22 protein-coding genes and 1 tRNA gene are annotated in these 25,739 nt (G+C 40.6%); 18 read left to right on the top strand and 5 right to left on the bottom strand.

Going from position 1 to position 25,739, the window contains the following annotated elements; translation table 11 throughout:
• Positions 1-63: 63 nt before the first annotated feature.
• Both GSQ19_RS08970 and GSQ19_RS08965 read left to right on the top strand, forming a co-directional pair.
• A complete protein-coding gene (locus GSQ19_RS08970; RefSeq protein WP_011317607.1) occupies positions 64-1,566 on the top strand; it encodes an NADH-quinone oxidoreductase subunit M in 1,503 nt (500 codons plus the stop codon).
• 66 nt (positions 1,567-1,632) lie between these two features.
• Positions 1,633-2,955: a CO2 hydration protein gene (locus tag GSQ19_RS08965; RefSeq protein ID WP_011317606.1), complete on the top strand. Its 1,323-nt coding sequence runs from the start codon at positions 1,633-1,635 to the stop codon at positions 2,953-2,955.
• 145 nt (positions 2,956-3,100) lie between these two features.
• Here the strand turns inward: GSQ19_RS08965 and GSQ19_RS08960 are convergent, their stop codons facing one another.
• The 3 genes from GSQ19_RS08960 to GSQ19_RS08950 all read right to left on the bottom strand — a co-directional run bounded on the left by GSQ19_RS08960 (position 3,101) and on the right by GSQ19_RS08950 (position 7,304).
• A complete protein-coding gene (locus GSQ19_RS08960) occupies positions 3,101-4,396 on the bottom strand; it encodes an MFS transporter (RefSeq protein ID WP_011317605.1) in 1,296 nt (431 codons plus the stop codon).
• Positions 4,397-4,983: 587 nt separating this feature from the next.
• Positions 4,984-5,877, bottom strand: coding sequence for a phytanoyl-CoA dioxygenase family protein (locus GSQ19_RS08955; protein WP_011317604.1), 894 nt, complete (start codon positions 5,875-5,877; stop codon positions 4,984-4,986).
• 377 nt (positions 5,878-6,254) lie between these two features.
• A complete protein-coding gene (locus GSQ19_RS08950) occupies positions 6,255-7,304 on the bottom strand; it encodes an anti-sigma factor antagonist (protein WP_041455989.1) in 1,050 nt (349 codons plus the stop codon).
• A 192-nt stretch (positions 7,305-7,496) separates the two neighbouring features.
• On the opposite strand from GSQ19_RS08950, the gene GSQ19_RS08945 reads away from it, so the two are divergent.
• On the top strand, positions 7,497-8,291 hold the full coding sequence (locus GSQ19_RS08945; RefSeq protein ID WP_011317602.1) for a 7-carboxy-7-deazaguanine synthase QueE: 795 nt from the start codon (positions 7,497-7,499) through the stop codon (positions 8,289-8,291).
• A 234-nt stretch (positions 8,292-8,525) separates the two neighbouring features.
• Here the strand turns inward: GSQ19_RS08945 and GSQ19_RS08940 are convergent, their stop codons facing one another.
• Together GSQ19_RS08940 and GSQ19_RS08935 are read right to left on the bottom strand one after the other, a co-directional pair.
• Positions 8,526-9,164 (bottom strand): DUF3318 domain-containing protein, encoded by a 639-nt coding sequence (locus GSQ19_RS08940; protein WP_011317601.1) that lies wholly within the window; start codon positions 9,162-9,164, stop codon positions 8,526-8,528.
• A 186-nt stretch (positions 9,165-9,350) separates the two neighbouring features.
• On the bottom strand, positions 9,351-9,908 hold the full coding sequence (locus GSQ19_RS08935; RefSeq protein WP_011317600.1) for a hypothetical protein: 558 nt from the start codon (positions 9,906-9,908) through the stop codon (positions 9,351-9,353).
• Between the two features lie 81 nt (positions 9,909-9,989).
• Here GSQ19_RS08935 and GSQ19_RS08930 point away from each other — a divergent pair, with 81 nt between their 5' ends.
• The 15 genes from GSQ19_RS08930 (at position 9,990) to GSQ19_RS08860 (ending at position 25,604) form a co-directional block, all read left to right on the top strand.
• Positions 9,990-10,199 carry a hypothetical protein gene (locus GSQ19_RS08930; protein WP_153228354.1) on the top strand — a complete coding sequence of 70 codons (210 nt, stop codon included), beginning with the start codon at positions 9,990-9,992 and terminating at the stop codon, positions 10,197-10,199.
• A 206-nt stretch (positions 10,200-10,405) separates the two neighbouring features.
• On the top strand, positions 10,406-11,470 hold the full coding sequence (locus tag GSQ19_RS08925; protein ID WP_104009886.1) for an amino acid ABC transporter substrate-binding protein: 1,065 nt from the start codon (positions 10,406-10,408) through the stop codon (positions 11,468-11,470).
• Positions 11,471-11,531: 61 nt separating this feature from the next.
• Positions 11,532-12,458, top strand: a complete 927-nt coding sequence (locus tag GSQ19_RS08920; RefSeq protein WP_011317598.1) for an amino acid ABC transporter permease — start codon at positions 11,532-11,534, stop codon at positions 12,456-12,458.
• 37 nt (positions 12,459-12,495) lie between these two features.
• Positions 12,496-13,641 carry an amino acid ABC transporter permease gene (locus GSQ19_RS08915; protein WP_011317597.1) on the top strand — a complete coding sequence of 382 codons (1,146 nt, stop codon included), beginning with the start codon at positions 12,496-12,498 and terminating at the stop codon, positions 13,639-13,641.
• Positions 13,642-13,661: 20 nt separating this feature from the next.
• Positions 13,662-14,402, top strand: coding sequence for an amino acid ABC transporter ATP-binding protein (locus GSQ19_RS08910; protein ID WP_011317596.1), 741 nt, complete (start codon positions 13,662-13,664; stop codon positions 14,400-14,402).
• 830 nt (positions 14,403-15,232) lie between these two features.
• Positions 15,233-16,504: a glycosyltransferase family 4 protein gene (locus GSQ19_RS08905; protein ID WP_011317595.1), complete on the top strand. Its 1,272-nt coding sequence runs from the start codon at positions 15,233-15,235 to the stop codon at positions 16,502-16,504.
• Positions 16,505-17,058: 554 nt separating this feature from the next.
• Positions 17,059-17,517 (top strand): ribosome silencing factor, encoded by a 459-nt coding sequence (rsfS, locus tag GSQ19_RS08900; protein WP_011317594.1) that lies wholly within the window; start codon positions 17,059-17,061, stop codon positions 17,515-17,517.
• Positions 17,514-18,014: a CGLD27 family protein gene (locus GSQ19_RS08895; RefSeq protein WP_011317593.1), complete on the top strand. Its 501-nt coding sequence runs from the start codon at positions 17,514-17,516 to the stop codon at positions 18,012-18,014. The genes rsfS and GSQ19_RS08895 overlap by 4 nt, the downstream gene beginning before the upstream one ends.
• Before the next feature lie 79 nt (positions 18,015-18,093).
• The gene (locus GSQ19_RS08890; RefSeq protein WP_011317592.1) at positions 18,094-19,047 is read left to right on the top strand and encodes an asparaginase; all 954 of its coding nucleotides are present in this window, start codon (positions 18,094-18,096) and stop codon (positions 19,045-19,047) included.
• 49 nt (positions 19,048-19,096) lie between these two features.
• A tRNA-Met gene (locus GSQ19_RS08885) sits at positions 19,097-19,173 on the top strand.
• Between the two features lie 100 nt (positions 19,174-19,273).
• On the top strand, positions 19,274-20,719 hold the full coding sequence (locus GSQ19_RS08880; protein WP_011317591.1) for a YcjF family protein: 1,446 nt from the start codon (positions 19,274-19,276) through the stop codon (positions 20,717-20,719).
• Positions 20,720-20,874: 155 nt separating this feature from the next.
• Entirely contained in the window at positions 20,875-22,032 is a 1,158-nt protein-coding gene (locus GSQ19_RS08875) for a DNA cytosine methyltransferase (RefSeq protein WP_011317590.1), read from the top strand.
• Between the two features lie 190 nt (positions 22,033-22,222).
• Positions 22,223-22,903: a deoxyribose-phosphate aldolase gene (deoC, locus tag GSQ19_RS08870; RefSeq protein WP_011317589.1), complete on the top strand. Its 681-nt coding sequence runs from the start codon at positions 22,223-22,225 to the stop codon at positions 22,901-22,903.
• A 192-nt stretch (positions 22,904-23,095) separates the two neighbouring features.
• Positions 23,096-23,986 (top strand): DNA repair protein RecO, encoded by an 891-nt coding sequence (gene recO, locus GSQ19_RS08865; RefSeq protein ID WP_011317588.1) that lies wholly within the window; start codon positions 23,096-23,098, stop codon positions 23,984-23,986.
• Complete coding sequence (locus GSQ19_RS08860) at positions 23,970-25,604, top strand: MFS transporter (protein WP_041455985.1); 1,635 nt, start codon at positions 23,970-23,972, stop codon at positions 25,602-25,604. Before recO ends, GSQ19_RS08860 begins: the two co-directional genes overlap by 17 nt.
• Positions 25,605-25,739 lie beyond the last annotated feature (135 nt).

The raw sequence follows: 25,739 nt of genomic DNA, 5'->3' as shown, positions 1-25,739 counted from the left end.
AGTGGCAAAAAATTGACAACTGACACACCCAGGCAAATAAGATATTCTACTTACAAAAGTATTATGCTTAGTGTACTAATTTGGATACCAATTTTAAGTGCTATAGTTATCGGATTTTGGCCTAGTAATCCCAATCAATCTAGCCGTGTTCGCTTAGTAGCTTTAACTGTTGCAGGAATCGTATTACTCTGGAATCTGTTTATTCTGTTGAAATTTGATATCAGCTATCCAGGAATGCAGTTTCAAGAATATCTCCCTTGGAACGAGACATTGGGTTTGAGTTATCAATTAGGTGTTGATGGGTTATCAATTTTGATGTTGGTATTAAATAGCCTCCTCACCTGGATTGCTATTTACAGCAGTAGCAAACAAACAGAACGCCCCCGCCTTTTTTACTCAATGATTCTGCTAGTCAGTGGTGGAGTTGCAGGTGCTTTCTTAGCTGAAAACTTACTACTGTTTTTCCTCTTCTACGAACTAGAATTAATCCCCTTTTATTTATTAATTTCGATTTGGGGAGGAGAAAAACGTGCTTACGCTGGGATTAAGTTTCTAATTTACACCGCCGTTTCTGGGGCTTTCATTCTAGCTACATTCTTGGGTATGGTTTGGCTCACGGGTTCTTCCAGTTTCGCCTTTGATGCTGTATCTACCCAAAATCTCTCTGCCGGACTGCAACTGATTCTACTCGTAGGAATCATCTTAGGCTTTGGTATCAAAATTCCTTTGGTTCCCTTTCATACTTGGTTGCCTGATGCTTACGTAGAAGCTTCCGCACCAATCGCCATTCTTTTGGGTGGCGTGTTGGCAAAGTTAGGAACTTATGGACTCTTGCGATTTGGACTAGGAATGTTTCCGCAAACTTGGAGTACTGTCGCGCCAACCTTAGCAATTTGGGGGGCTGTGAGTGCAATTTATGGGGCAGTAATTGCGATCGCCCAAAAAGACATCAAGCGCATGGTAGCATACAGTTCCATCGGTCACATGGGTTATGTATTATTAGCCAGTGCTGCCAGCACTTCTCTAGCCCTCGTGGGTGCTGTATCCCAAATGTTCAGCCACGGTTTGATTTTGGCTATACTTTTCCATTTGGTGGGAGTCATAGAAGAGAAAGTTGGCACAAGGGAGTTAGACAAACTCAACGGTTTAATGAGTCCAATTCGCGGTTTACCCCTGATTAGTGCATTACTAGTTTTAAGTGGCATGGCTAGCGCAGGTATTCCCGGTTTAACAGGGTTCATCGCCGAATTTATCGTCTTCCAAGGCAGCTTTGCCGCCTTCCCTTTCTCTACTTTATTGTGTGTCGCATCTAGCGGTCTAACAGCAGTTTATTTTGTTATCCTCCTCAACCGCACCTGTTTTGGCAGACTCGATAACAACCAAGCCTACTACGCCAAAGTTCTTTGGTCAGAGAAAACACCAGCCTTAATTCTGGCAGCCTTAATCATCTTTCTAGGAGTACAACCAACTTGGTTAGTGCGGTGGAGTGAACCCACAACTACAGCAATGGTCGCAGCGATTCCTCCTGTGGAAAAAACAGTAATCTCGCAAGTTGCTTTGAAGTAGTCAACCAGAGAATTACTCAAAACCCACATCTGACTAAGTAACCTTCTTGAAGATTAGGAAATCACGATGGTACAAACTCCAGAAAAACCCACAACAAAAATCCCTCCTTCTCAGCATGAATTTGCGGATATAATTTATCGCCTAGAAGCAGGCGGTTCTATGTTGCCAGATACACCAGAGAACCTGATGCAAATCATCGGCATATATAAGGCTTATGCTGTGCCGATGGATTTTTACTGGCGCGACCTACTTTATATTGCTGAACAAGTATTTCTAAACCCATTTCCCTTTTTTAAATACTTCATTTCCCAAGAATATTTAGACCTACATAATCATTACGCCGGTGATGATGCTGATTTAAGAATTTGGCGAGGTGTAGCTACAGCCCATCCAGAACTTTTGGCATTTATGGAAAAGGGTGAAACCTTTAAGATGCCAAAATTATTGCATCATTTGTTGCACGATCGCATTAACATGGAGTTTGCCGAGGCTTGTATGCAGGCTATGCTTTGGCACCGTAAGATGTATGCGCCAGTTAACCAATTTGACGCTTACCTAGACTCAGAAGAATATAAGGCTAACGCTGATAGAGCAATTAAAGCTTATTTTCAAGGCAACCCAGTCATGTTGGGGCTTTATAAGCTGTTTCCGGATATGTTCTTGGAACAGTGCCGCCAAATGTCTTACTACTCTAACTTGGGCTTATTCTGGGAAGTCATGGCCCCAGTGTTCTTTGAAATGTCGGATATCTATGATGAAGGTGGCTTTAAGGGTGTTCCAGATGCAATGAACTTTTTGGTTAACGGCATATTTGCGATCGCAGGTCGTCCAATTTACCATCATGTATATATCCGTGGTGAATGCTACGAAATCATTCCTAAATCTAAAGGTTTTACCTGGCTATACGAAGCCGCATTACCCTATGTAGAAGCCGTTTTCTATCGCACAGCCCCTTTCCGTGGGACTAAATCCTATAACGCTCAAGCCGGTCAAGTACCTGCTGACCAAAAAGACTTCCACTACGGTATTCTTTACGCTGATGTGTTTCCTGTAGGAACTGCGGGTATTCCTCCCACATTACTCATGCAAGATATGTTGCACTTCTTACCACAATATCTTGTTGATTACTACAAAAAATATTGTCGTGGGGAAGAAGATATGTTGATTCAGTTGGGAATTACTTTCCAACGTTCAATGTACAACGTTACCTCTGCCGTAATTCAAGCATTGCGAACAGCACTTTTATATCCTTTAGATGACCCCAATCCTAAACATTTACAAGCTAACCGCGACTTCTTTGAAGCGCAACTAAATCGCTTTACTCGCTCAGAATATGGTATGCGTGACGCTGCTCGTTTGCGGAGTATTCAAAATCAAGATTATCGGTAGAAAATTTACCTACTAACTGCAATTCAGTTACCCAATCACCTTTTTATTTACTATCCAGAAGTAACTGAATAATTTATTCGCTCACAAGATGTTTATGACTTGTGAGCTTTTTTTATATTATTCATCATCCACTAGATTGGCTAATTCAAGCCACACTTTCGTATATGGGTTTTACTATTCTCTTAATAGTGGATATTTGTCTAGCAAATATACACCCCCCAATCAAGCAGCAAATACCGCCAAACAATAAAGCATTTGCCACGCCAACTTGACTGGCTAATGCACCAAAAAATAAATTTCCAATGGGTAGTATTCCCAAGAAACCAGTTGTAAATATGCTAGTTACCCTACCTCTTTTATTCTCATCAGTAATAATTAACTGCATAAAATTGCTGAGTGCTGCTAGAGTTAGAGTATTGTTCATCCCTATCAGAAAAATAAAAATCAGAGAGAATTCCCATACTGTTGAACGAGAAAACATTATTAAACTTAAGCCTAAAAGTATAGCGGAACGCGCTATAATCTCCACCAAGCCCAAAGCTTTCTTCCGCGAAATTAAATACAGCCCGGATACTATCGAACCCAAAGCTGAAGCAGTCATCAAAAATCCTAGAGTTTCCGCATTACCATTTAAAATTTCTTTTGCAAATATAGGTGTTAAGTTTACATAAGTCATTGCCATAAAGCAAACTAATATTTGTAATATCAAAAGATATTTTATTGGCACAAATTCATAGGCAAAAACAAATCCTTCTTTGAGATGTTCCCAGATAGGTGTTTTTTTATGAGATGAACTATTAGGAAGTGACTTGACTTCAATGGTTAATATTGCTGATATAAATGGCAAGTAACTAATAGCATCAACTAAAAAGCATGAAGCTGCACCAGACCGAGCAATTAATATACCGCCAATCATTGGACTGACGAACTTAGCAGTATTAATCATGAATGAATGGGAAGCCATTGCACTATAAACATCTGCTTTGGTTTCCACCAGTCTGGGAATAATAACTTGACGTGCTGGTAAGTCAAACGCTTTCACAGTTCCCTGAAGCATCCCAATCAGAATTATCCACGTAACGTTGATGTGATTGTTCAGGGTAAGAAAGGTTAATGTTGAAGATAGGATGATAGACACTGTTTGCGTTGTTAGCAAAACATATCGTAGATTCCATCGGTCTAGTAAAACTCCGGCTAATGGTGTTACAAATAAGCCTACAGCTTGATTAGTAAATCCAGCTACTCCAACTAACATAGCTGAATTTGTTAATTGATAAACCAACCATACTAAGGCAATTTGTGTCATCCAAGAGCCAAAAAAAGATAAGCTCTCTCCAATGACAAAACTACTAAAGTTTAAAGACTTAAGCGCCGGGGGGAATTCAAAAAAAGTTAGCTTGAGTTTCTCTATTTTATAGCTTTCTCTATGAGTTGGTGTCATCAGATATTCCTTGTTTAAAAGTCTCTGCAAAACTTTGATGAAACTAGAGATTTCAGAGTAAAGAGTAGTGAAAACCTATCCTCTTTCCCTCTTCATAAGTTCAAAAGTTGTCAATACAGTTTGGTCTGACTAAATCATTACCAAATGCCATCAATATTTAATATGGCTTAATATTAGACTTGCATAAAGTTTGCGTGCTTACTATTTGTGTATAGAAAAGTTAGCCAATAAAACAACGAAGCATATGCTACCATGACAAATCACAAAACTACAACAGCAGTTGCTACAGTTAGTTATTAAAAAAGTAAAATATTATACTGGACAGATGGCGGAACTATCGGCGGAATCCACGGAATGAATAGGGTAGCCATAATTTAACTCTTTTACATCACTAGTGATAAATTTTACCGCCATCTTAAATAATTAAAAGATGTGTTACAAGTGAGGCTTGTCGAAACTCCATGTTATAGTTAGGCGATCGCTATCGTACCGTCCCAATTATTCATTAACGGCTGTACTGTAACTGAGATATTGGTAAACCTATTTGTATAAGTGATTATGGTGAAAAACTCAAAGTAATAGTAAATTTAATTATAATTGTGCTGCCAAAATATACATTGTTTTTGATTTTCAGATAGTTCTGCACTAACAGCCAATAAATCTTTGTTGCTCAGAGAAGACTTGCAATAAAATGGGTGTTTTGGTTGTCTAGTAGTGTAATCGAAAAATATTGACAATCGGTCTGAAGATAGAGGTAGTTTTCCTCTATGAAAAATATTAGCAGTATCAACAAAAATCACTGCCCCAGATTTTCCTGTGCAGGGCTGCCAATAAGATGAAGATACAACCTGATCCATAGTCTCATCCTTTATATAAGTATCATCATATTTCAAAGACTTAGAAATATGCGAAGTCAAAGACTTGGGGATATATTCAAAAGGCCCACCATCTTCATTTACATCGTTAAGATAAATAATAATTTTGAGCATCTTCCTGTCTTCTTTATCCAGATGCCATAATCGAGATTTTTTTCGCACTTGATTGTTAATATCTCGCCGAAAATAAGCACCATGATAAGCTACTGACAAACCAAGATAGTTTTCTACGATATTAAGTAATCTCTCCTGAAGTCCCCAGAAGAAAATACTAGAATGCTCTCTAATTTGCTCAGAGGAAGCATGAACAGTAAATTCATTTTGATTTCCAGCAATATTTATCGGTATTTTTGTCTTCAAAAGTTTTGCCGCTTGGAGCATTTCCATCGTAGAGGGAATTGATAATTCTGTTAATGAAGTTATCACAATCCCTTCTTCTTGAAGATTTTTAACCAAAGATAAATCACTGTCTGCAAGATATGGTAGATGATTAGTATGTTGAGTGATCGCTGTTTGATATGCAATATCAGCCGTATTACTAAACAATGGTATTCGATATATTTTTCTAATTATTTCGTTGCGAACTTTTTTAACGATTGTTATCATAATTGCCCTGATACTATTATTTTCCAATAAAATCTGTAGTGATTATCATACCAATGAATTAGAGGCAGAAAAAAATAACTGCAAATGGACGCAGATAAATTTGTAATTCAGCATTTCCGTAAAGTTTATGAATATTGTTCGAGTTGTGATATTCCTGCAAATACTAATTAATAATATCGCCTTCCATGTTTCGCCATAAGCCATCTTGGCATTAATTTCAATAAAATAAAAACCTACTTAAATACTGCAAAATTATTTTTAATAAAAAATAAGAATCCCTGATATTCTCATCAGAGATTCTTGGTGATTTTACAAAATGATTGTATTTAGTTAATGGCAGCAATGGGTTTTGTTGGTCACCCAATCATATAAATCTGCTAATAAGCGCCACTATTTCTATTAAATAGAATAGCTACAGTTTTGAAAATTAGCTTCAAATCATACATCAAGCTCCAGTTTTTTTGATATAGCAAATCTAGACGAATTACATCTTCAAAACTACGAACTTTAGACCTACCATTTACTTGCCATTCCCCAGTCATACCGGGTTTAACATCCAAACGTTGCCATTCTGGTACTTCATAGCGTTCTACTTCATCGGGTGTAGGTGGTCTAGTCCCTACTAAACTCATATCTCCTTTCAAAACATTCCAAAATTGAGGAAATTCATCCAGACTAGTACGCCGTAAAAATCTGCCTACTCGTGTAATTCTAGGATCGTTTTCATTCTTGAAAAAAGCCCCCTGTACCTGGTTCTCAACTTGAGATTTTTTCGCTTCCGCATCCACACACATGGAGCGAAATTTCCAAATTTTGAAGCGTTTACCCATCCAACCACAACGGATTTGTCCAAAGAAAATGGGGCCTGGGTCATCGATTTGAATTGCAATCACAATGGGAATACACAAAATTCCCGTGATTACCAAACCCACTAAAGCGCCAATAATATCCAAAAATCGTTTAGTCCAGGATGCAACAGAGGGATGAGTGGTAGGTAGTTGCTCTATTTTACGAGTAGAAGCTTTCTGATTATCTAAAGCATTCTCAGCTTCTGTTGGGGATATATTGCTACTGGGTTCAATAGAAAAAACTTTATCTAGTCCGGTGAGGTTTAATACTGCCATGACCTGAGGAGTGACATTCCGCAGGATCATGACAATTCCTTTTTCTTTAGTGGTTTTAAAGTTACTAACTAAGGCCCCCAAGCCACTGCTATCCATAAAGGTAGTTTGTTGAAAATCAATAATGATTTCCTTGGGATGAGAGTTTCCTTTGGTTAATTCTTGGCAGGTTTGCTTAAAGCCCACTGCTTCCAGCACGCTTAATCGGACAGGAACCTGCACTATTAGGGTTTCATTTAGGGTGGTAACTAGAAAATTTACCTCTGTGGGTTGGCTAGTCATGAAGCTCTGCACTTTGGTTGCCATGTACATTTAATCTGCCACACATTATTTTGTTCTAGAAAATTACCTAACCTTATGTTAATCAGTAGGAGTAATGACTCATAGTTAGTTACTCAGGATCAGACTAGAGATTGCCTACAAAGATTCACAATAGAACAAGAAGCTAAAAAACATACTTGTTGTTGCATCGACGTAGTGCGATCGCATATTACACCCATGACTGCTAAAACTACAGCCGAACCTACTGCACGCCTGGTTGAGGTCTTTTCTGCTATTCAAGGGGAAGGACTGAATGTCGGGACACGTCAAATTTTTATTCGCTTTGCTTTTTGTGACTTGCGCTGTCACTTTTGCGATAGCGCCCACACATGGAATGCGCCTGCTAGTTGTAGGATAGAACGATCGCCAGGACTGCGAGATTTTGAAAGTCACCCAAATCCTGTCCCTCTAACCACTCTCATCGAATGGGTTGAAAGGCAAAATTTACCTTGTCTACACGATAGCATTAGCTTGACCGGTGGAGAACCGCTTCTTCATGCTCCTTTTTTACAGGAATTTTTGCCCAAAGTGCGATCGCTCACTGGTTTACCTATATACCTAGAGACTGGCGGACATCGCCCAGAACAATTGGCTACGATTTTACCCTATCTAGACTCTGTGGGTATGGATTTGAAACTCCCTAGTGTCAGTGGTGAATCTCATTGGCAAGCACATTCCCAATTCCTTCAACTTTGTCATTCACAATCAGAGACTTTTGTCAAAATAATTATCTCTCATCGCACAGACTTAGCTGAATTGGAACGTGCGGCTTTACTTGTAGCAGATGTCAGTCCTGAAATCCCTGTATTTTTGCAGCCTGTCACGCCTCTAGCCGAGTCTGATCAATTCAGCCAAACACCCGCGCTTGCTCCTGCTCCAGCAGATGTTTTGACGTGGCAAACTTCGATGAAACGGTTTTTAAAATACGTTCGCGTCGTGCCGCAGACTCATAAAATGTTAAATCAGTTATGAAGAGTAAACCAACAAATTTCTGTAAATTTCTCTGATGAAATTAAAAACTTTGTAAGGCCAAGGCTATATAGTGTTTTTTCGTTGTGTACAATACACTCTGCAAGAGGTGAGCGGCTAGATTAGTTTATCTTGTAGCCTTTTACCTTTGTGCCTCTGGGGTTAAATAAATTTTCAACCACAGAGGCACAAAAATAGAGAGATTTATGCGGTTATTATCCACTTCATGTATTTTTCTTAGTCTTCATCAGTGGCTTTAGATTTAGCTTTTGCTTTGTTAGCGCTGCGTTTGAGTGCCGACAGTCTGGCTTCATAGCGGGAGCGTTGGCGTTTACTGGGAGTAGTATCAATGAGAGTTTTTAAAGCGCTACCAAGACTTTTGTAGGCATTGGGAAGACTATAACCGAAGCGAGTTGCCAGGGCGATCGCTTTTTCATCCGCATCCAGCACTTCTCTAATTTGTTTTTCCCCATTATTCTTTTGATACAGCCGCCAGCCAGAAACACCGCACAGCGCCAAAGCCAACACCAACAATAATCCATCCTGTACCCATAACTCACCCACAGCACCGCCCAAACCAATGGCTAATGCTGCCATTTCCCAACCATCTTTGGGAATTGTGTCATTTTGAATACGGGCTACTTCATGCCAAAATAGCAGATTACGCTGATCCATTGCCAGAGCATCCCATTTAACCAAGTCAATTTGAATTTCTACCTGGTCTTTACCAATTTCTTCGCTACGGATCAGGGGTGGATTGACCTCAGTTGTACCTTCAACCGTGACCCAGCTCTGCAATTCTGGCGGTAGTAGGCCTTTCAACCGCCGAAGTTCACTCATTTCCGCTTTAGCAGAGGAGGTTGCATAGGATGTCATAAAATCCAGCCCTAGAAAATTTCAGTATATTGTGAGGGTATCACTTTGGAGTATAGCTGACTTGGAAGAGTATTGAGTGCTGAGTCCTGGGTAAAAAGTTTGAACATCTGGCCTCTATCCTCAGCGCTCCTTTCCATTTATCGTGGTGTATGCAGTTAATGATAGCTATTTAAGTGATGATGCGTCTCACTCTGTAGGAAATCTACCCCGCTTCTTTCGCGCTTCCATTGCTTTTTCTAGTATTTCTAATAATCCAGGAGCTTCTTCCTGAATACTCAATAATATTCTTTCACCAAGTTCTATATTCCCAGGATCATGACCTGTTTTCATCACTTCTATCAATCGGGGTATAGCTATATTGTCCACAATCTGAATTAATCCACTCAGGCACCGATGAAATTGCCTCTCGGTGAGGATCGAGTCTTCTAAGGGAAACTCAATGATTGCTCTAATTTCACCGTCTGACGGGTCATATTCCCATTGCAGCATTTTCGTTTCCCAAGAAATTGCTAGCATCGTCTGTAAGATAGCTCCCTTGTAAGGATGGTCTTGTACTCCAGCCAGAACTTGCGGCGCAAATACTCGAAAAAATTTTCCTTCTTCGTCTAGTTGGACAACTATGAGAAAGTCTTCTAGGTTGTCAGCGTCCACACCTGTAATAATGCGGTCTTCTTCTTCCTCAAGACGGTAGTCCCAACCTAATTTGTCTAAGTAATTAGCAATTTGTTTGAGGTTAGCTCCCATAAAACCCTCTCGAAAAAATGGTGGAGCATTTGTCACCAGGACTAGTGTAACCTTTTAGGGGCATCTGGATTAATTGACATAATGGCTGCTCTCTTTTTCGTCAGGATACAGAAAGTCTTACTACAACTAGATAAATCTGTTGGTGGATATATCCAGATTTCTCATATTACAGAAATTTGGCGAATTCTCAGGTACTCAAATTCTCAAATGAGTAGCCTATCTGGTTTCTCAATTAATGAAAGATGCGATATTTTATTTGATATTCATCAGGCATTGAATCCAAATATCTAAAAATAAAATTTAATATATGTCTGACCAATTATAAGCCTGCATACTATTTTTGTCGTACTACCCATTACTAGCTTTTATGAGCAATTTCATGAATTAAATAGAATGGTTATCAGTACCCAAAAAGCCTTATATTACAAACATCAATTTGTTGCCATAACTTTATTGTATTCAGCAACACTTTTGGAGGGTCATTAACTTAGATGTTTATGAATAAATTAGTTATTATCCTGGGAGCATCGTTAATTTTTACGACTACTGCTTGTGGAGGAGATTCAGCGCCAACGACCGACGCATCTACTAATTCAGGAGGTACATTAGTCGCAAATCGCTGGAATACGATTAAAAATCGTGGTCAGTTAATTTGCGGTGTCAGTGGCGAAGTCCCAGGATTCAGTTTTGTGGGAACTAATGGTGAGTATAGCGGTATTGATGTAGATGTTTGTCGAGCGATCGCCGCAGCTTTGTTTGACAACCCAGATGCAGTAGAATTTCGTAACCTCAGCGCTAAAGAACGATTTACAGCGCTGCAAACTGGCGAAGTAGATATTCTCAGCCGTAACACTACTTGGACACTCAGCCGCGCTACCTCAGTTGGTCTAGAATTTGCACCTGTAGTCTTTTACGACGGTCAAGCAATCATGGTTCGCAAAAATAGCGCCATCAAATCTCTAGCAGACCTGAAAGACAAAGCCATATGTGTGCAAACAGGTACTACAACTGAGCAGAACTTAGCAGACCAAATGCGGAAGCGCAACATCACCTATAAGCCAGTTGTGTTTGAAGACGTTAACGTTACCTTCGCCACCTATGCTGAAGGACGTTGTGATGCAATCACCGCCGACCGTTCAGCCTTAGTATCCAGACGCACAACCCTACCCAAACCGGAGGATAATGTGGTTTTAGATGAAGTTATTTCTTCAGAACCACTTGCACCAGCAGTTGCTAAAGGTGATGCTAAATGGAGTGATACTGTGAATTGGGTAGTTTATGCCCTAATTAAAGGTGAAGAATTAGGGATTAATTCTCAAAATTTAGGTCAATTTACGACTAGTAACGACCCAGATGTTAAACGCTTTTTAGGAACCGAAGGTGATTTAGGTCAAGGACTTGGTTTAACTAACGACTTCGCCGCCAGAATCATCAAACACGTAGGGAACTACGGCGAACTTTACGATCGCAACCTCGGCCCCAAAACAAAGCTTAATTTAGCACGAGGTCAAAACCAACTGTGGTCAAAAGGCGGATTATTATACTCTCCACCGTTCCGCTAGACGAGTGCAAAAAAAATGACTATGGACTATATATATACAAGAATTGCACCGCAAAGTTTCAATGACCAACGAAAAACCTCCTTTTTGGCGTGATAATCGCTTCTGGTATATTGCTGGGCAATTGATTGCTTTATTTTTAGCTGCATTTGTAGTGACTATCCTGTTAGGTAATCTCAACCGCAATTTGCAACGATTGGGCATTCAATTTGGCTTTGATTTTCTCAAGCAGCAAGCCTCTTTTGATATCGGCGAAACGCTGATTGCTTATAAACCAACTGATACTTATAGTCTGGCTTTATGGGTAGGACTAATTAATTCATTACGAATAGCATTTGTTGGCGTCATTCTGACAACAATTGTTGGGAGCATTGCGGGAATTGCCAGATTATCTGATAACTGGTTAGTGCGGAACATTTCCTTAGTTTATGTAGAGATATTCCGCAATACCCCATTACTTTTACAGTTGTTGTTTTGGTACTTTGCAGTTTTTTTAGGGCTTCCCAAAGCAGATAATAAAATTTCTCTTGGGGGATTTATTAGCCTGAGCCAAAATGGACTAGAACTACCTTGGTTTACATTCTCACCAGAGTTTTCTGCTTTACTGCTGGGGCTAATTTTTTACACTGGAGCTTTTATTGCGGAAATTGTCCGAGGAGGGATTCAGTCAGTATCGAAGGGACAATGGGAAGCAGGGCGATCGCTAGGATTAAACCCCAGCTTAATCATGCGCCTAGTCATTTTCCCCCAAGCCTTGCGAGTCATCATTCCCCCACTCACAAGCCAGTATCTCAATCTCACCAAAAATTCCAGTTTAGCGATCGCCATCGGCTACCCCGACATTTATTTTGTCGCCTCCACCACCTTTAATCAAACAGGAAAAGCAGTAGAAGTCATGTTACTCCTAATGCTCACCTATCTCTCTCTCAGTTTGACTATCTCCCTCATCATGAATGCCTTTAATCGCACCGTACAGATTAAAGAAAGGTAATAAGGACTGGGAGAGAATTACCTTTGACTAATGACTAATGATTAAACTAACTTGGTTACGCAAAAATCTATTTAGTACTTGGTATAACAGCCTATTAACTGTTATCTGCTCGGCGTTATTGTTGTGGCTAGTCCAAGGGATTGTCATTTGGGCAACTACCAAAGCACAATGGGCAGTTGTTCAAGTAAATTTACGCTTATTTTTAGTTGGCAGATTTCCCCAAACTGAATACTGGCGAGTTTGGATTGTTTTAGCGATCGCTTCTACTTTAGGTGCTGTGACTGCGGGTGTTTTCTTTAATCAGCAAAAGTTGACATGGCGGAAAGTAGGCTTATTTGCTTTTATTGTCGGCTTGCTATTAGTTCTTTTCCCTCTAGATTTGTCATCGCGCCTGTGGTTGCTGTTGACGGCGATTTTATTGATACCTGGTTTTATACTTGGATCAAAGTTGACAAATTTAGTCGCCCCGTGGCTTTCCTTGATCTGGTTGTTGTCGTTTCCTATCATTCTGTGGTTGATTGGTGGTGGCTTTGGTTTGCGTCCTGTATCCAGCAACTTATGGAACGGTTTACTACTCACCTTATTGATGGCAGCCATTAGTATAGTTCTTTCTTTTCCCATCGGCGTTTTACTGGCCTTGGGACGTACTAGCAATTTGCCTGTAGTACGTTGGTTTTCTATTCTTTACATTGAAATTATTCGGGGAGTTCCACTAATTGGAATTTTATTTCTCGCACAAGTGATGTTGCCTTTGTTTTTTGCAGCCGATGTCCGTTTAGATCGAGTGTTGAGAGCGATCGCTGGCTTGGTACTATTTAGTGCAGCTTACATGGCCGAGAATGTGCGCGGTGGTCTGCAAGCTGTCTCCCGTGGACAAGTTGAAGCCGCAAAAGCACTAGGGTTAAATACATTTTTCGTAGTATTGTTAATTGTCTTGCCCCAAGCCTTACGCGCAGTAATTCCCGCCGTCGTCGGACAATTTATTGGTTTATTTAAAGACACTTCTTTATTATCGCTTGTAGGCTTAGTAGAACTTACAGGTATAGCCCGTTCGATTTTGGCGCAACCTCAGTTTATTGGTCGTTATGCAGAAGTATATTTATTTATTGGCTTGATTTATTGGCTATTTTGTTACTCAATGTCCCTTGCTTCCCGACGATTAGAAAGACAACTAAATAATTAAGTAAACTAAGGTTAATTTATATGGCAGAAACAACATCAATAATTATTGCTGAAGATGTTCACAAATGGTATGGCAAATTCCATGTTCTTCAAGGTGTCAGTTTAACAGTAAATCGCGGAGAAGTTGTAGTTTTAATGGGGCCTTCTGGCTCAGGAAAATCCACATTTATTCGGACATTTAATGCTTTAGAAGCATACCAAAAAGGCAGAATTACCATTGATGGCATTACTCTCAGCCACGACTTGCGAAATATTGACGCAATTCGACGAGAAGTAGGGATGGTATTTCAGCAATTTAATTTATTTCCCCATTTAACAGTCTTGCAAAACATCACCTTGGCACCAATTTGGGTACGGCGAGCGAAAAAAGCCCAAGCCGAAGAGTTAGCCATGCAACTCTTAGAAAGAGTGGGAATTCTAGAACAGGCAAATAAATACCCAGGACAGCTATCTGGGGGTCAACAACAACGAGTAGCGATCGCCCGTGCCTTAGCTATGCAACCAAAAATTATGCTATTCGATGAACCTACCTCTGCCTTAGATCCAGAAATGGTGAGAGAAGTGCTAGACGTGATGCGCTCTCTAGCCCGCGATGGTATGACAATGGTAGTGGTGACCCATGAAGTCGGGTTTGCCCGTGAAGTCGCCGACCGAGTAGTGTTAATGGATAGCGGTCACCTAGTCGAATCCGCTAGCCCTGACAATTTCTTCACCAAGCCCCAGGAAGAACGCACTCGCAAATTTTTATCACAGATTCTCTAGTACAAAGAATTACCCTGATGCAAAAATTGCATTTATTGAAATCTTACCCTGGTGTCTGTGCGTGATAAACTGCCGTAATTCGCACATAAATGAACATGATATTTACTCTTCCTAATTCTCCCCAAGGTTAAAGATAATACCAATTTGCAAAAAGAATGCGACGGATATACAGCCCCAAAAGCTTGTCCTGTCTTGATTATTAATTTTGAATTTTGAATTTTGTTGGTGTAGCCTTGCCGTAGGCTACTTTGAATTTTGAATTGGTATAATTTCAATCTTCCCAATAGGAGATGCAATATTTTTAAAACGCTGTACCGATATTTAAAACGGTATCTCAGGAATGGCAAATTTACTAAATCTTTAAAATTAGTCGCTTAGTTTCAACGATGCACAACCAGTTTAAATAAGCAAAAAATTTTAAACCTCAGCCAATATGGAGATTTAGCTAAAATCTCTATCTAGTTTCTTCGGGTGTAAATACTGTTCAATCACGTCCACAAAACAGAATGGTAGCTGTGATTTACCCTAATTTCGGGTATTATTTGCATATATGTTGTAGTTGTTACAGTAATATTTAATTGATAACCATAAGGTTTATGTCTATAGTGAATAAATAAATTATACATAGTGCTTACTTAAGAAAAAGCACAAAATCAATTACATCTTACTGACGAGAGCAATAACAATTTTTACCGAATCTTCAAAGAAAAACCAGTGACATAGAAATACTATAAAGGGGAAAATTAAGTATTAGATGCTTGCAAACAATAAGCAATCTAGACCTTGCTTTAGTTATCCAAACCAGCCAGGGGACTTCTGACTAATTTGTTATGCGGATTTTAATTTACTCATATAACTACTATCCAGAACCAATTGGTATAGCTCCCCTAATGACGGAATTAGCAGAGGGACTGGCCAAGCGAGGACATGAAGTGCGTGTGGTCACTGCTATGCCTAACTACCCTGAGCGGAGAATTTACGAGGCTTACCGGGGTAAATGGTATCTTACAGAATATAAAAATGGTGTCAAAATCCAACGTAGTTACGTGTGGATTCGTCCCCAACCGAAATTATTAGACCGAGTATTACTAGATGCTAGTTTCGTAGTTACGAGTTTTTTACCTGCCCTTTTCGGGTGGCGGCCTGATGTAATTTTGTCAACTTCACCATCACTACCCGTGTGCATACCAGCATCTTTACTAGGATGGTTGCGTGCTTGTCCTGTGGTGTTGAATTTACAAGATATATTACCAGAAGCAGCCATTCATGTTGGTTTACTGAAAAACAAATGGCTAATTAAGGTATTTTCCCTATTAGAAAAATTTGCCTATCGTCATGCTACTAAAATTAGCGTTATTGCTGATGGTTTTGTAGAAAATCTCATCTCCAAAGGTATATCGCCTGACAAAATAGAACAAATACCCAACTGGGTTGATGTAAATTTTATTCGTCCCTTACCAAAAGACAATAATAATTTTCGGAATATTCATAATCTACACAACAAATTTGTTATCCTTTACTCTGGCAATATCGCTCTCACTCAAGGTCTAGAAACTGTCATTCAAGCTGCGGCGAAGTTGCGTGATGTCGCCGAAATTGCTTTTGTAATTGCAGGTGAGGCCAAAGGTTTAGAAAGACTGCAAAAGTATTGTACAAACTGCGGTGCTGATAACGTCTTGTTACTACCTTTTCAACCACGAGAACATTTACCAGAAATGTTGGCGGCGGCGGATGTTGGTTTGGTAGTGCAGAAAAAAAATGTGATTTCTTTTAATATGCCATCAAAGATTCAAGTCTTATTGGCTAGTGGTAGGGCATTGATAGCTTCTGTACCTGATAAAGGTACCGCAGCCAAGGCAATTAAACAAAGTGGCGGTGGTATTGTGGTTCCCCCAGAAGATCCTCAGGCTTTAGCAACGGCAATTTTAGACTTATACAAACATCCCGAAAAAGCGAAAACTTTGGGCTACAACAGCCGGAAGTACGCTGTGGAACAATATGCTTTTGAGCAGGCATTAAATCAATACGAAAGTTTATTTTACTCAGTAACAACAGAAGGTCGAACGCTCCCGTCTAAAGTAGTTTCCAAGCAGGAAGTCTGAATCCCAAGTGGCAGACGCTCCAGTTATAAAAGTTAGTTGTAAGTTCTGGGGGTTGAGGATATTTGTATCTCCTTAGCCCTATTTTTGTGTCTGAATTTTCCCCCCTACTATAGAACTTAAATCTTGCCGTCTTTAATGAGAAAGATATTCAATATATCGGACAAATAAGGCTTGAGGAAGAAGAGATGAAATTGCTTATGCTCTATACTCATATTAGGCGAACGGCTTAGAGTCAAGAGACGATGACATCTCTAAACTTTCATGTAGATCATGTACACAAGTCAAGATACAAGAACAAAGTTACACAGCTATTACGTAAAATTAGGTAATTTTGTATCAAATGCAGCAGAAGCCAGAGTTATCACTACAGAAAAATAAGCTGCAACAGTACTTTGCTGACACGGTAAGACGTCAGCCAATTTCTCAGCCTTTCTCATAGATACCTGTTTTTTTGTTAGTATTCAAAAAAACCAATAGATAGATTTACTGCTCAATTGTTGTTTGTAAGTAATTCTCAAAAACCGTAACAAAAGGGATAAAGCACCTGAGGTTTAATGTCTGATTATTTCCAAGGAAATTTACCATTGCAATCCGTGTCGGTAGCCAAGAACGCTATTAGGAGTCCACAGGCTGAAACTGAGTCGAGTGGAGAATTAGCTCTAACCATTGCCGAAGCAGCATCAGACCGCAAAGCTGGCGATATTCTAGTGCTGAGAGTAGCAGATGTCTCTTACTTAGCAGATTACTTTGTGATGTTGACTGGCTATTCTAAGGTGCAAGTGAGAGCGATCGCCGATGCAATCCAACATGAAGTAGAAACTAAGTGGCAACGACGGCCATTGCGGACAGAAGGCAAAGTTGAAGGCAGTTGGGTATTGCAAGACTACGGTGACATTATCGTGCATATCATGATGCCAAAGGAACGGGAGTTTTATAATTTAGAAGCATTCTGGGTTCATGCAGAACGCATTCCCCTACCACAATCTGATGAGGATGAGGGTAACCCAACATGATGAAGTCGTCGCTGGCAAATTGTCCGGTTCCCGTAGACCAACAACCACTGAATGAGTACGAAGAGTTAAAAACCTCCTGGCTGTTTCGTGATTGCGCCTTAAATTGGCGGGAGTATGCCACAAAATTAATTTGGATTTGGAGTTTATCCTGGCTGGTGGCTGGGCCAGTAGCAGCAGCTAGCTTTCCCCCAAATAAACAACTGATCCATTTTCTGTTGTGTGGGGCTGCTGGTGCCAGCGTCGGAGTAGTCCTAAGTTTGGTACGGCTATACTTGGGCTGGTTGTATGTGCGCGATCGCCTCTACAGCATGACTGTTTTCTACGAAGAATCAGGCTGGTACGATGGTCAAACTTGGATGAAGCCCCAAGAAGTCCTGACTCGCGATCGCTTGATTGTCACCTATGAAATCAAACCCATTCTCCAACGGTTACAATTTACTTTCACTGGCTTGGCGGGACTCTTTCTTATTGGTACTATAGTTTGGCATTTGTTTTAAATAGTCATGAGTCAGTAGTCAGTAATCAACTGACGACTCACAACTGGCAACTTACAAAAAAAGAGATAAATATTAACCCATGACAATGGGAAAGCGCACTCAAGCCCCAGCACTGGAAGTCCGGTTGCTGCGTGAAGGTATTATCGAATCGAAGCATATAGTCCAAGCTGTTGTTTGCGATGAACGGGGACGAGTGCTTAGTGTTGCCGGTAACTCGGAAACAGCTACATTCGTCCGTTCAGCACTCAAACCATTTCAGGCACTTGCAGTCACTACTACAGGGACACTGGAACGCTACGATTTGAGCGATCGCGACCTAGCAATTATTACCAGTTCCCACAAGGGTACAATTGAGCAAGTAAGGCAGGCTTTCAACATCCTGTGGCGTGCTGACCTTGACCCTTCTGTACTCCAGTGTCCGATTCCTCCAGGAAAACGCAGCCCTCTTGAATATAATTGCTCTGGTAAGCACGCAGGAATGTTGGCTATTTGTCAACAACGCCATTGGCCCTTAAACAATTACATGGATCGCAAACACCCAGTACAGCAGTTAGTTCTGGCTAAAGTTGCAGAGTTATTGCGAATGCCAGCCGCAGAATTTATCAGCGCCCATGATGATTGTGGCGTACCCACTTACTTACTGCAATTAGGTCAAATTTCTTCTTTATATGCGCTTCTAGCTGCCAGCAACAACCTAGATATGGAACGCATTGTCCGAGCCATGACTCATCACCCGTCAATGGTAGCAGGAGATAGAGAGTTTGATACGGAACTGATGCGTTTAACTCCTGGGGAACTAGTAAGTAAATCTGGTGCAGAAGGCGTACAGTGCATTGGCAGACTTGGTGAAGGGATGGGATTGACAATTAAGGTCATGGACGGCGCTAAACGGGCAAAATATGCCGTTGCTATTCACCTCCTCCAGCAAATGGGTTGGATTACTCCCAGCATTGCTGAAAGCTTGGCAGAAAAATTTATGAACCCAGGCAAATACACGCGTTTAGAGGTCGTTGGAGAATTATCGCTTTTATAGTTGCCAAACTTTTGAGTTTGGGTTATACTTGAAAAGTCAAGAAAAACGACGCGGGATAGAGCAGCCTGGTAGCTCGTCGGGCTCATAACCCGAAGGTCAGTGGTTCAAATCCACTTCCCGCCACCAACTTATAAGCAGCAGAACCTCACAATCTTTGAAGATTGTGGGGTTTTGTTTTATTTTGATCTATTCTTGAGTTGGGATCTTCCAAAAAGCGCGGAGAATCATGGTTGTGAAGTTGCAACGACCAATTTTAGTAGGAGGATTAGGATTATCCTTTTCCTTGTGGATGCTACAAAGTTGGCATCATTCGATAGTGCAGTTGGGTGAACTGAGTTTATTAAGTGTCTTGGCTGTGGGTGGTGGCTTGTGGTTGTTCAAGCACAAACTGCCAAAAGATAGTTCAGAGCAGCTAAATGGTATGCTCTTTGACAGAGCTACGGCAGAAAGTGCGATCGCTAAAACTGAAGCCGTAATCAATCAATTAGCGCAAGAAGCCGAGAACCATCAAGCTTTAGGCACCTTACGGAATCAACTTACCCAATTGTCGGTAGAGTTAGATAGACAAGAAATTCGGCTAGCTGTAACTGGTGGACAAGGGGTTGGTAAAAGCACGTTAATTCAAGTGCTGGAGTCTAATTACACACCAGAAAAGCAGCAAGCAATCCGTTTCCAAGAAACAGCGCCACTGCTAAAGGAATTAGGTAGTCATGCAGATACTAATATTCTGGCAGAAGCGGCAAAATCGGATGCTGTCCTGTTTTTGACTAACGGTGATTTGACAGATTCAGAATTCCAAGCATTACAGCAAATAAAGGCGCTGAATCAACCAAAAATCCTGGTTTTTAACAAACAAGACCAGTATTTACCAGATGAACGTGCTAGTGTTTTGTTGTCACTACAACAGCGAGTCCAAGACCATGTAGTTGCTGTTTCCGCTTCTCCTCTACCCATCAAAGTGCGGAAACATGAAGCTGATGGTGTTGTGCAAGAGTGGATGGAACAACCAGCGCCTGATATTCAACAGTTAACCCTGGAATTAAGCGGACTTTTGGCACAACAAAGTCAACAATGGGTGTGGACAACCACTGCAAGACAAGCCTTCTTACTAAAATCTGAGGCGAAAAACTACTTGAATGGGGTAAGATGCGATCGCGCTACCCCAGTTATTGAACAATATCAATGGATAGCTGCGGCTGCGGCCTTCGCTAACCCAGTCCCAGCATTAGATATTTTGGCAACTGCGGCGATTAATGCTCAAATGGTCATGGATTTGGGTAATATCTATCAGCAGAAGTTTTCCCTGGAACAGGCGCAAACTGTAGCCGGAACAATGGGAAGTTTGATGCTGAAATTGGGTTTAGTGGAACTTTCTACTAAAGCCATTGGTATTGTTCTCAAAAGTAACGCCGTTACCTTTGTGGCTGGTGGTTTAGTTCAAGGTGTAAGTGCGGCCTATCTCACCAGAGTGGCGGCTTTAAGTCTAGCAGCATATTTTGAACAACAGGAAATCGCTTCAGATTCTGGAAGTAATTTGAACGTAGATAAGTTACGCCAAACCTTACAAAATGTCTTCCAACAAAGTCAGCAGGTTGCTGTTCTGCAAGGTTTTGTCAAGCAAGGTGTGAAGCGTTTGTTACCAGAAGTACAGCCAGTTGAAGTTGTGAGTTAACTTCGCACATTCCCCGCTAGGGGTTATCGCAAAGTAAGTGCAGAGGCGCTAAGAGAAATCTTGCGTCTTTGTGCTGTTAACTAATATCAAGTTCTGATAATTGCTTGTAATAAGCTACTCAATCGCCTAATGCTATTAAATTATTCAATTCATGAATGAGTGTTAAACCGCAAATATTTTCATTTTTTGCTGGTTCAGGATTGCTTGATTTAGGTTTTGAAACAAGCGGTTTTAATATTGTCTATGTGAATGAAATTTTTTCTCCTTTTATGGCAGCATATCGGTATTCGAGGGAGATATTGAATTTACCCACACCACAATATGGATATTATCAAGGAGACACAGCAGATGTTTCTAAGTTGGTGGAAGGTTTCCCAGCAAAACGTCTGTTAGATTTGGTTCAAGACTGTCGTAAATCTAATAATATTGTGGGTTTTATTGGCGGGCCTCCCTGTCCTGATTTTTCTATTGGGGGCAAAAATAGAGGTTATTTGGGTGATAATGGTAAGCTTTCTTCAGCTTATATAGAATTGATTTGTCAAAACTTGCCTGATTTCTTTTTATTTGAAAATGTCAAAGGTTTGTGGCGTACTAAGAAACATCGTCAATTCTTTGAATACTTAAAAAGGAAGTTAATTGCTTCAGGCTATCTATTAACAGAACAGGTAATAAATGCTATTGAATATGGTGTACCCCAAAATAGAGAAAGAATAATTTTATTGGGTTTCAGCAAAAAGTTTTTTCAGGATTTTTGGGGCATCAATAGTCATAACCAGAAACTGCTTGAATTTCTTTTTCCTTGGGAAAGTAAAGTTTTATATCCTAAAGACAAAGTGTTTGCTTATCCGTGGATTCAATTTGAACCATTTAGAGAAAATTCTCTAGTTCCTTGCCCTAATAATATTCCTCAAGAACTGACGGTTGAATACTGGTTTAGAAAGAATAATGTTATCAACCATCCTAATTCTGAAAATTATTTTCAACCAAGGGCAGGTATTGGCAAATTTGCCAGTGTTGCAGAAGGGGATGATTCTAAGAAATCTTTTAAACGTCTACATAGATGGCGTTATTCTCCTACAGCTTGCTATGGCAATAATGAAGTGCATTTACACCCTTACAAAATACGGCGAATTTCTGTAGCAGAAGCTTTGGCTATACAGTCTTTACCTGCAAAGTTTGCTCTACCAGAAAATATGTCACTGACTAATATGTTTAAAACTATTGGTAATGGTGTGCCATATTTAGCATCCAAAGCGTTGGCTGAGTCTATTCTTGATTTCCTAAATACTGGTATCAAAAAACAATTAGAATGATGCTGAAACTCCAATCATTGTCAAGTTAAATAAAATACTTGCGTAGCTTTATTAACACTCAATGATTTGGTAAACAAAATTCAAGAACACCTACTTTTCCAGCTAGACTCGCAACAGATGTGCTTTAATTTATGTAAAGGGTATTAATTTTTTATAAAGCTTTATCATCAATCACTAACAAAAGGCAACAATGGCAGCAGACTATCCGAACATTGATATTGCGCCATTTATCGATCACGCCCTGTTAACGCCAACGGCTACTCCAGAGCAGGTTGACCAATGGTGTGAACAAGCAGACAGATATAATTTTGCGTCGGTTTGTTTGTATCCTACTTATGTAAAACAAGCAGCAGAATTTCTCCACGGCAAGAAACCTAAGGTTTGTACGGTAATTGGTTTTCCTACTGGGGCTACGACTCGCTCAGTCAAGTTGTATGAGGCACTGGAAGCGGTGGAGAATGGAGCCACAGAGCTAGATGTAGTCATCAATTTGGGCTGCTTGAAATCTGGTAATACGGAAGCAGTACACCGGGAAATTGCCGAAATTTGCGAAGAGACTGGACAAGTAGTTAAAGTAATTTTGGAAACAAACTTACTGACGGATGCAGAAAAAAAAATCGCGGCCGATATAGCAATGGATGCAGGAGCCACATTCTTAAAAACCAATACAGGTTGGAATGGCGGTGCTACAGTGGCAGATGTGCGGCTTTTAAAAGAAATCACACGGGAAAGGGTGGGTATAAAGGCATCTGGTGGGATTCGCACCCTCAATCAAGCCTTAGACTTAATATTAGCGGGTGCGACTAGATTAGGTACGTCTCGTGGTATCGATTTAATCCACCAGCGAGATAACCCGGAAAAAGTTGAATAGTCATTTGTTTTTGTCCTAAGTCATTTGCCCTTTGTCTTCACTAACGACCAATGACTAAGCGCAAAGTCGAGCCACTGCGTTCCTGTCGCTCTGCGTCGGAAAGCAAGTGGCGTTGAGCGGAGGTTTCCTCCGAACAGAACTTTGTAAGAGATGACTAACGACTAATGACCAACGACTAATGACCAATGACTAATGAATAAAACTTATAAAGCAACTGGCATTAATCTGAAAGCCCAAGCAATGGGAGAATCAGACAGAATAGTGACAATTTTGACACAGGAATTCGGTTTGATTCGGGCGATCGCTCCAGGGTCAAGAAAATATAACTCTAGCCTTGGCGGTAGGAGTGGGATGTTTGTAGTCAATGAACTACTGATTGCGAAAGGGCGATCGCTTGATAAAATTACTCAAGCTCAAACCATCAAAACTTATCCAGGTCTGGCAAAAGATTTGGGTAAGCTAGCTGCTAGTCAATATCTAGCAGAAATAGTTCTTTGTCAGGCTTTAAGTGAACAACCACAAGAGGAACTATACGAATTACTAAATGAACATCTCCATCGCTTGGAAGAATTGCCCAAAGGAGAGTCGTTTGGTGTCCTCGCTTATTTAGCTCATGCAGTTTTTCACCTTTTAGCGTTGGCTGGACTTACCCCACAAGTACAAATTTGTTGTCTAACTCAACGCTTGCTAACACCTAATTTTGTAGATCCCAACTGGCGGGTAGGTTTTAGCATTGCGGCTGGGGGGATAGTTTGTTTGGAAGCTTGGGAAGGCTTGCGAAAAGAAGCTCAAAAAGAATCAAGAGAAAAGTCACTTCCTCATCCTGTAACTCCTGCTTACCAAACAGTCGTACATCGGCAAGAAATACCAGTAATTTCTGCTCGGTTAAATTCTGTAGAACTTGGGATGCTCCAACAGCTCTCACAACCAGAGATAATGCAAATTAACACTACCAGTGATGCCAGCTGGTTATCTGTGGAGCAGATTTTGCGTCAGTATGCTCAGTATCATTTAGGTCGCCCTATTCGCTCCGCCACTTTGATTGACTCTTATTTTGCTGCCAACCATGATGCAACCGTCTGATTTGGATAGAAAAATTCTGCCATTGTCGCCAAGCCACGCCAAAAGACAGAATAGGGCATCAGATCCTACAGCACCGGCTCATTTAAGTGCTGTTCCCTATCCTGTACCCAATCACAAAGATAGCCAGGAATCATCTCCCCAAGATGTTCCTACCAATGAGAAAAATGGTATTTCGCAAAATCCCCAAACCGATTTACCCAATGAACTAGAAAAACCATCCTCAGAGCCGTTAAAGATATTAGAGTTTAATGGTCATGGGCAGAGTGTACCAGTAGTTACTACTCCAGAAGCAACAACAGATGACTCTGGTTCTGGTGGGGAAGCCAACTCTGGAGATATTGAACATCAAGGGTTTTTAGCTGTATTCAAAAACCCCAATTTCTTAGCGCTGTGGGGTGGACAAGTCTTTTGTCAACTGGCAGATAAGGTGTATTTGGTATTAATGATCGCCTTGATTAATACTCAGTTCCAGGCAAGTAATCAAAGTATTAGCGGTTGGGTGTCAGCATTGATGATGGCTTTTACCATACCAGCAGTGTTGTTCGGTTCTGTGGCTGGCGTATTTGTGGATAGGTGGTCAAAAAAAGCTGTATTAGTAGCGACAAATGCCTGGCGTGGTATTTTGGTTTTAGCTATTCCTTTGTTGCTGTGGCTAACTCATGATTGGCAACCCATAGGAGTTTTACCAGTAGGTTTTCTCATCATTTTGGGTGTGACATTTTTGGTGTCCACACTAACACAGTTTTTTGCCCCAGCAGAACAAGCCGCAATTCCCCTGGTGGTGAAAGAACAGGATTTACTTTCGGCTAATTCACTATACACAACCACAATGATGGCTTCGGTGATAGTGGGTTTTGCTGTGGGAGAACCACTACTGGCAGTTGCCGATGGTATTTGGTCGCAACTAGGGGGTAATAATGGCTTTGGCAAAGAACTTTTGGTTGGTGGTAGTTATGCGATCGCCAGTATAATTTTGCTGTTGTTGGTAACTCACGAAAAAACCCACGCACCAGAAACAGAATTTCCCCACGTATTTTCAGACTTACGCGATGGTTTACGTTACCTCAAAGAAAACTACCGCGTCCGTAATGCTCTATTACAATTAATGATTTTATTTTCTGTCTTTGCCGCCTTAACTGTTTTAGCAGTACGCATGGCAGAAATTATTCCTAATATCAAAGCTTCCCAATTCGGTTTTTTACTGGCGGCTGGTGGCGTTGGTATTGCAGCTGGCGCGACAATTTTGGGTCAGTTTGGTCAACGCTTCTCCTATACTCAACTGAGCCTGTGTGGTTGTTTAGGTATGGCAGCATCCTTAGTTGGTCTTTCTATCTTCACGACACAACTAGGATTGGTGTTACTTTTAGTAACATCCTTGGGTATTTTTGGCTCTTTAATCGGTATACCCATGCAGACAGCCATCCAAACAGAAACCTTGCCCGAAATGCGTGGTAAAGTATTCGGTCTGCAAAATAATGTGATTAATATTGCTCTGTCCCTACCTTTGGCGTTAGCAGGTGTGGCAGAAACCTTTGTAGGATTACAAGCTGTCTTTTTGGGATTAGCGGCGATCGTATTTTCCGGAGGTATCTTAACTTGGTATAACTCTCGTGATTAATTCCCTAATTTTGGGGTTAATTATAGATTTTGCTTTCATGCTAAACTGAGTGCAGAAAATTTATTAAAACCTTGCTGGGAATCAATTGGAGATGAGCCAGGATAATTGGTTGTGAGTGTAATGTACATCTACAAC

Origin of the sequence: Trichormus variabilis 0441, from assembly GCF_009856605.1 — a bacterium.
Lineage (GTDB): Bacteria > Cyanobacteriota > Cyanobacteriia > Cyanobacteriales > Nostocaceae > Trichormus > Trichormus variabilis.
The sequence above is the reverse complement of the archived record's forward strand: the minus strand, read 5'-3'. Positions and strand labels throughout refer to the sequence as shown.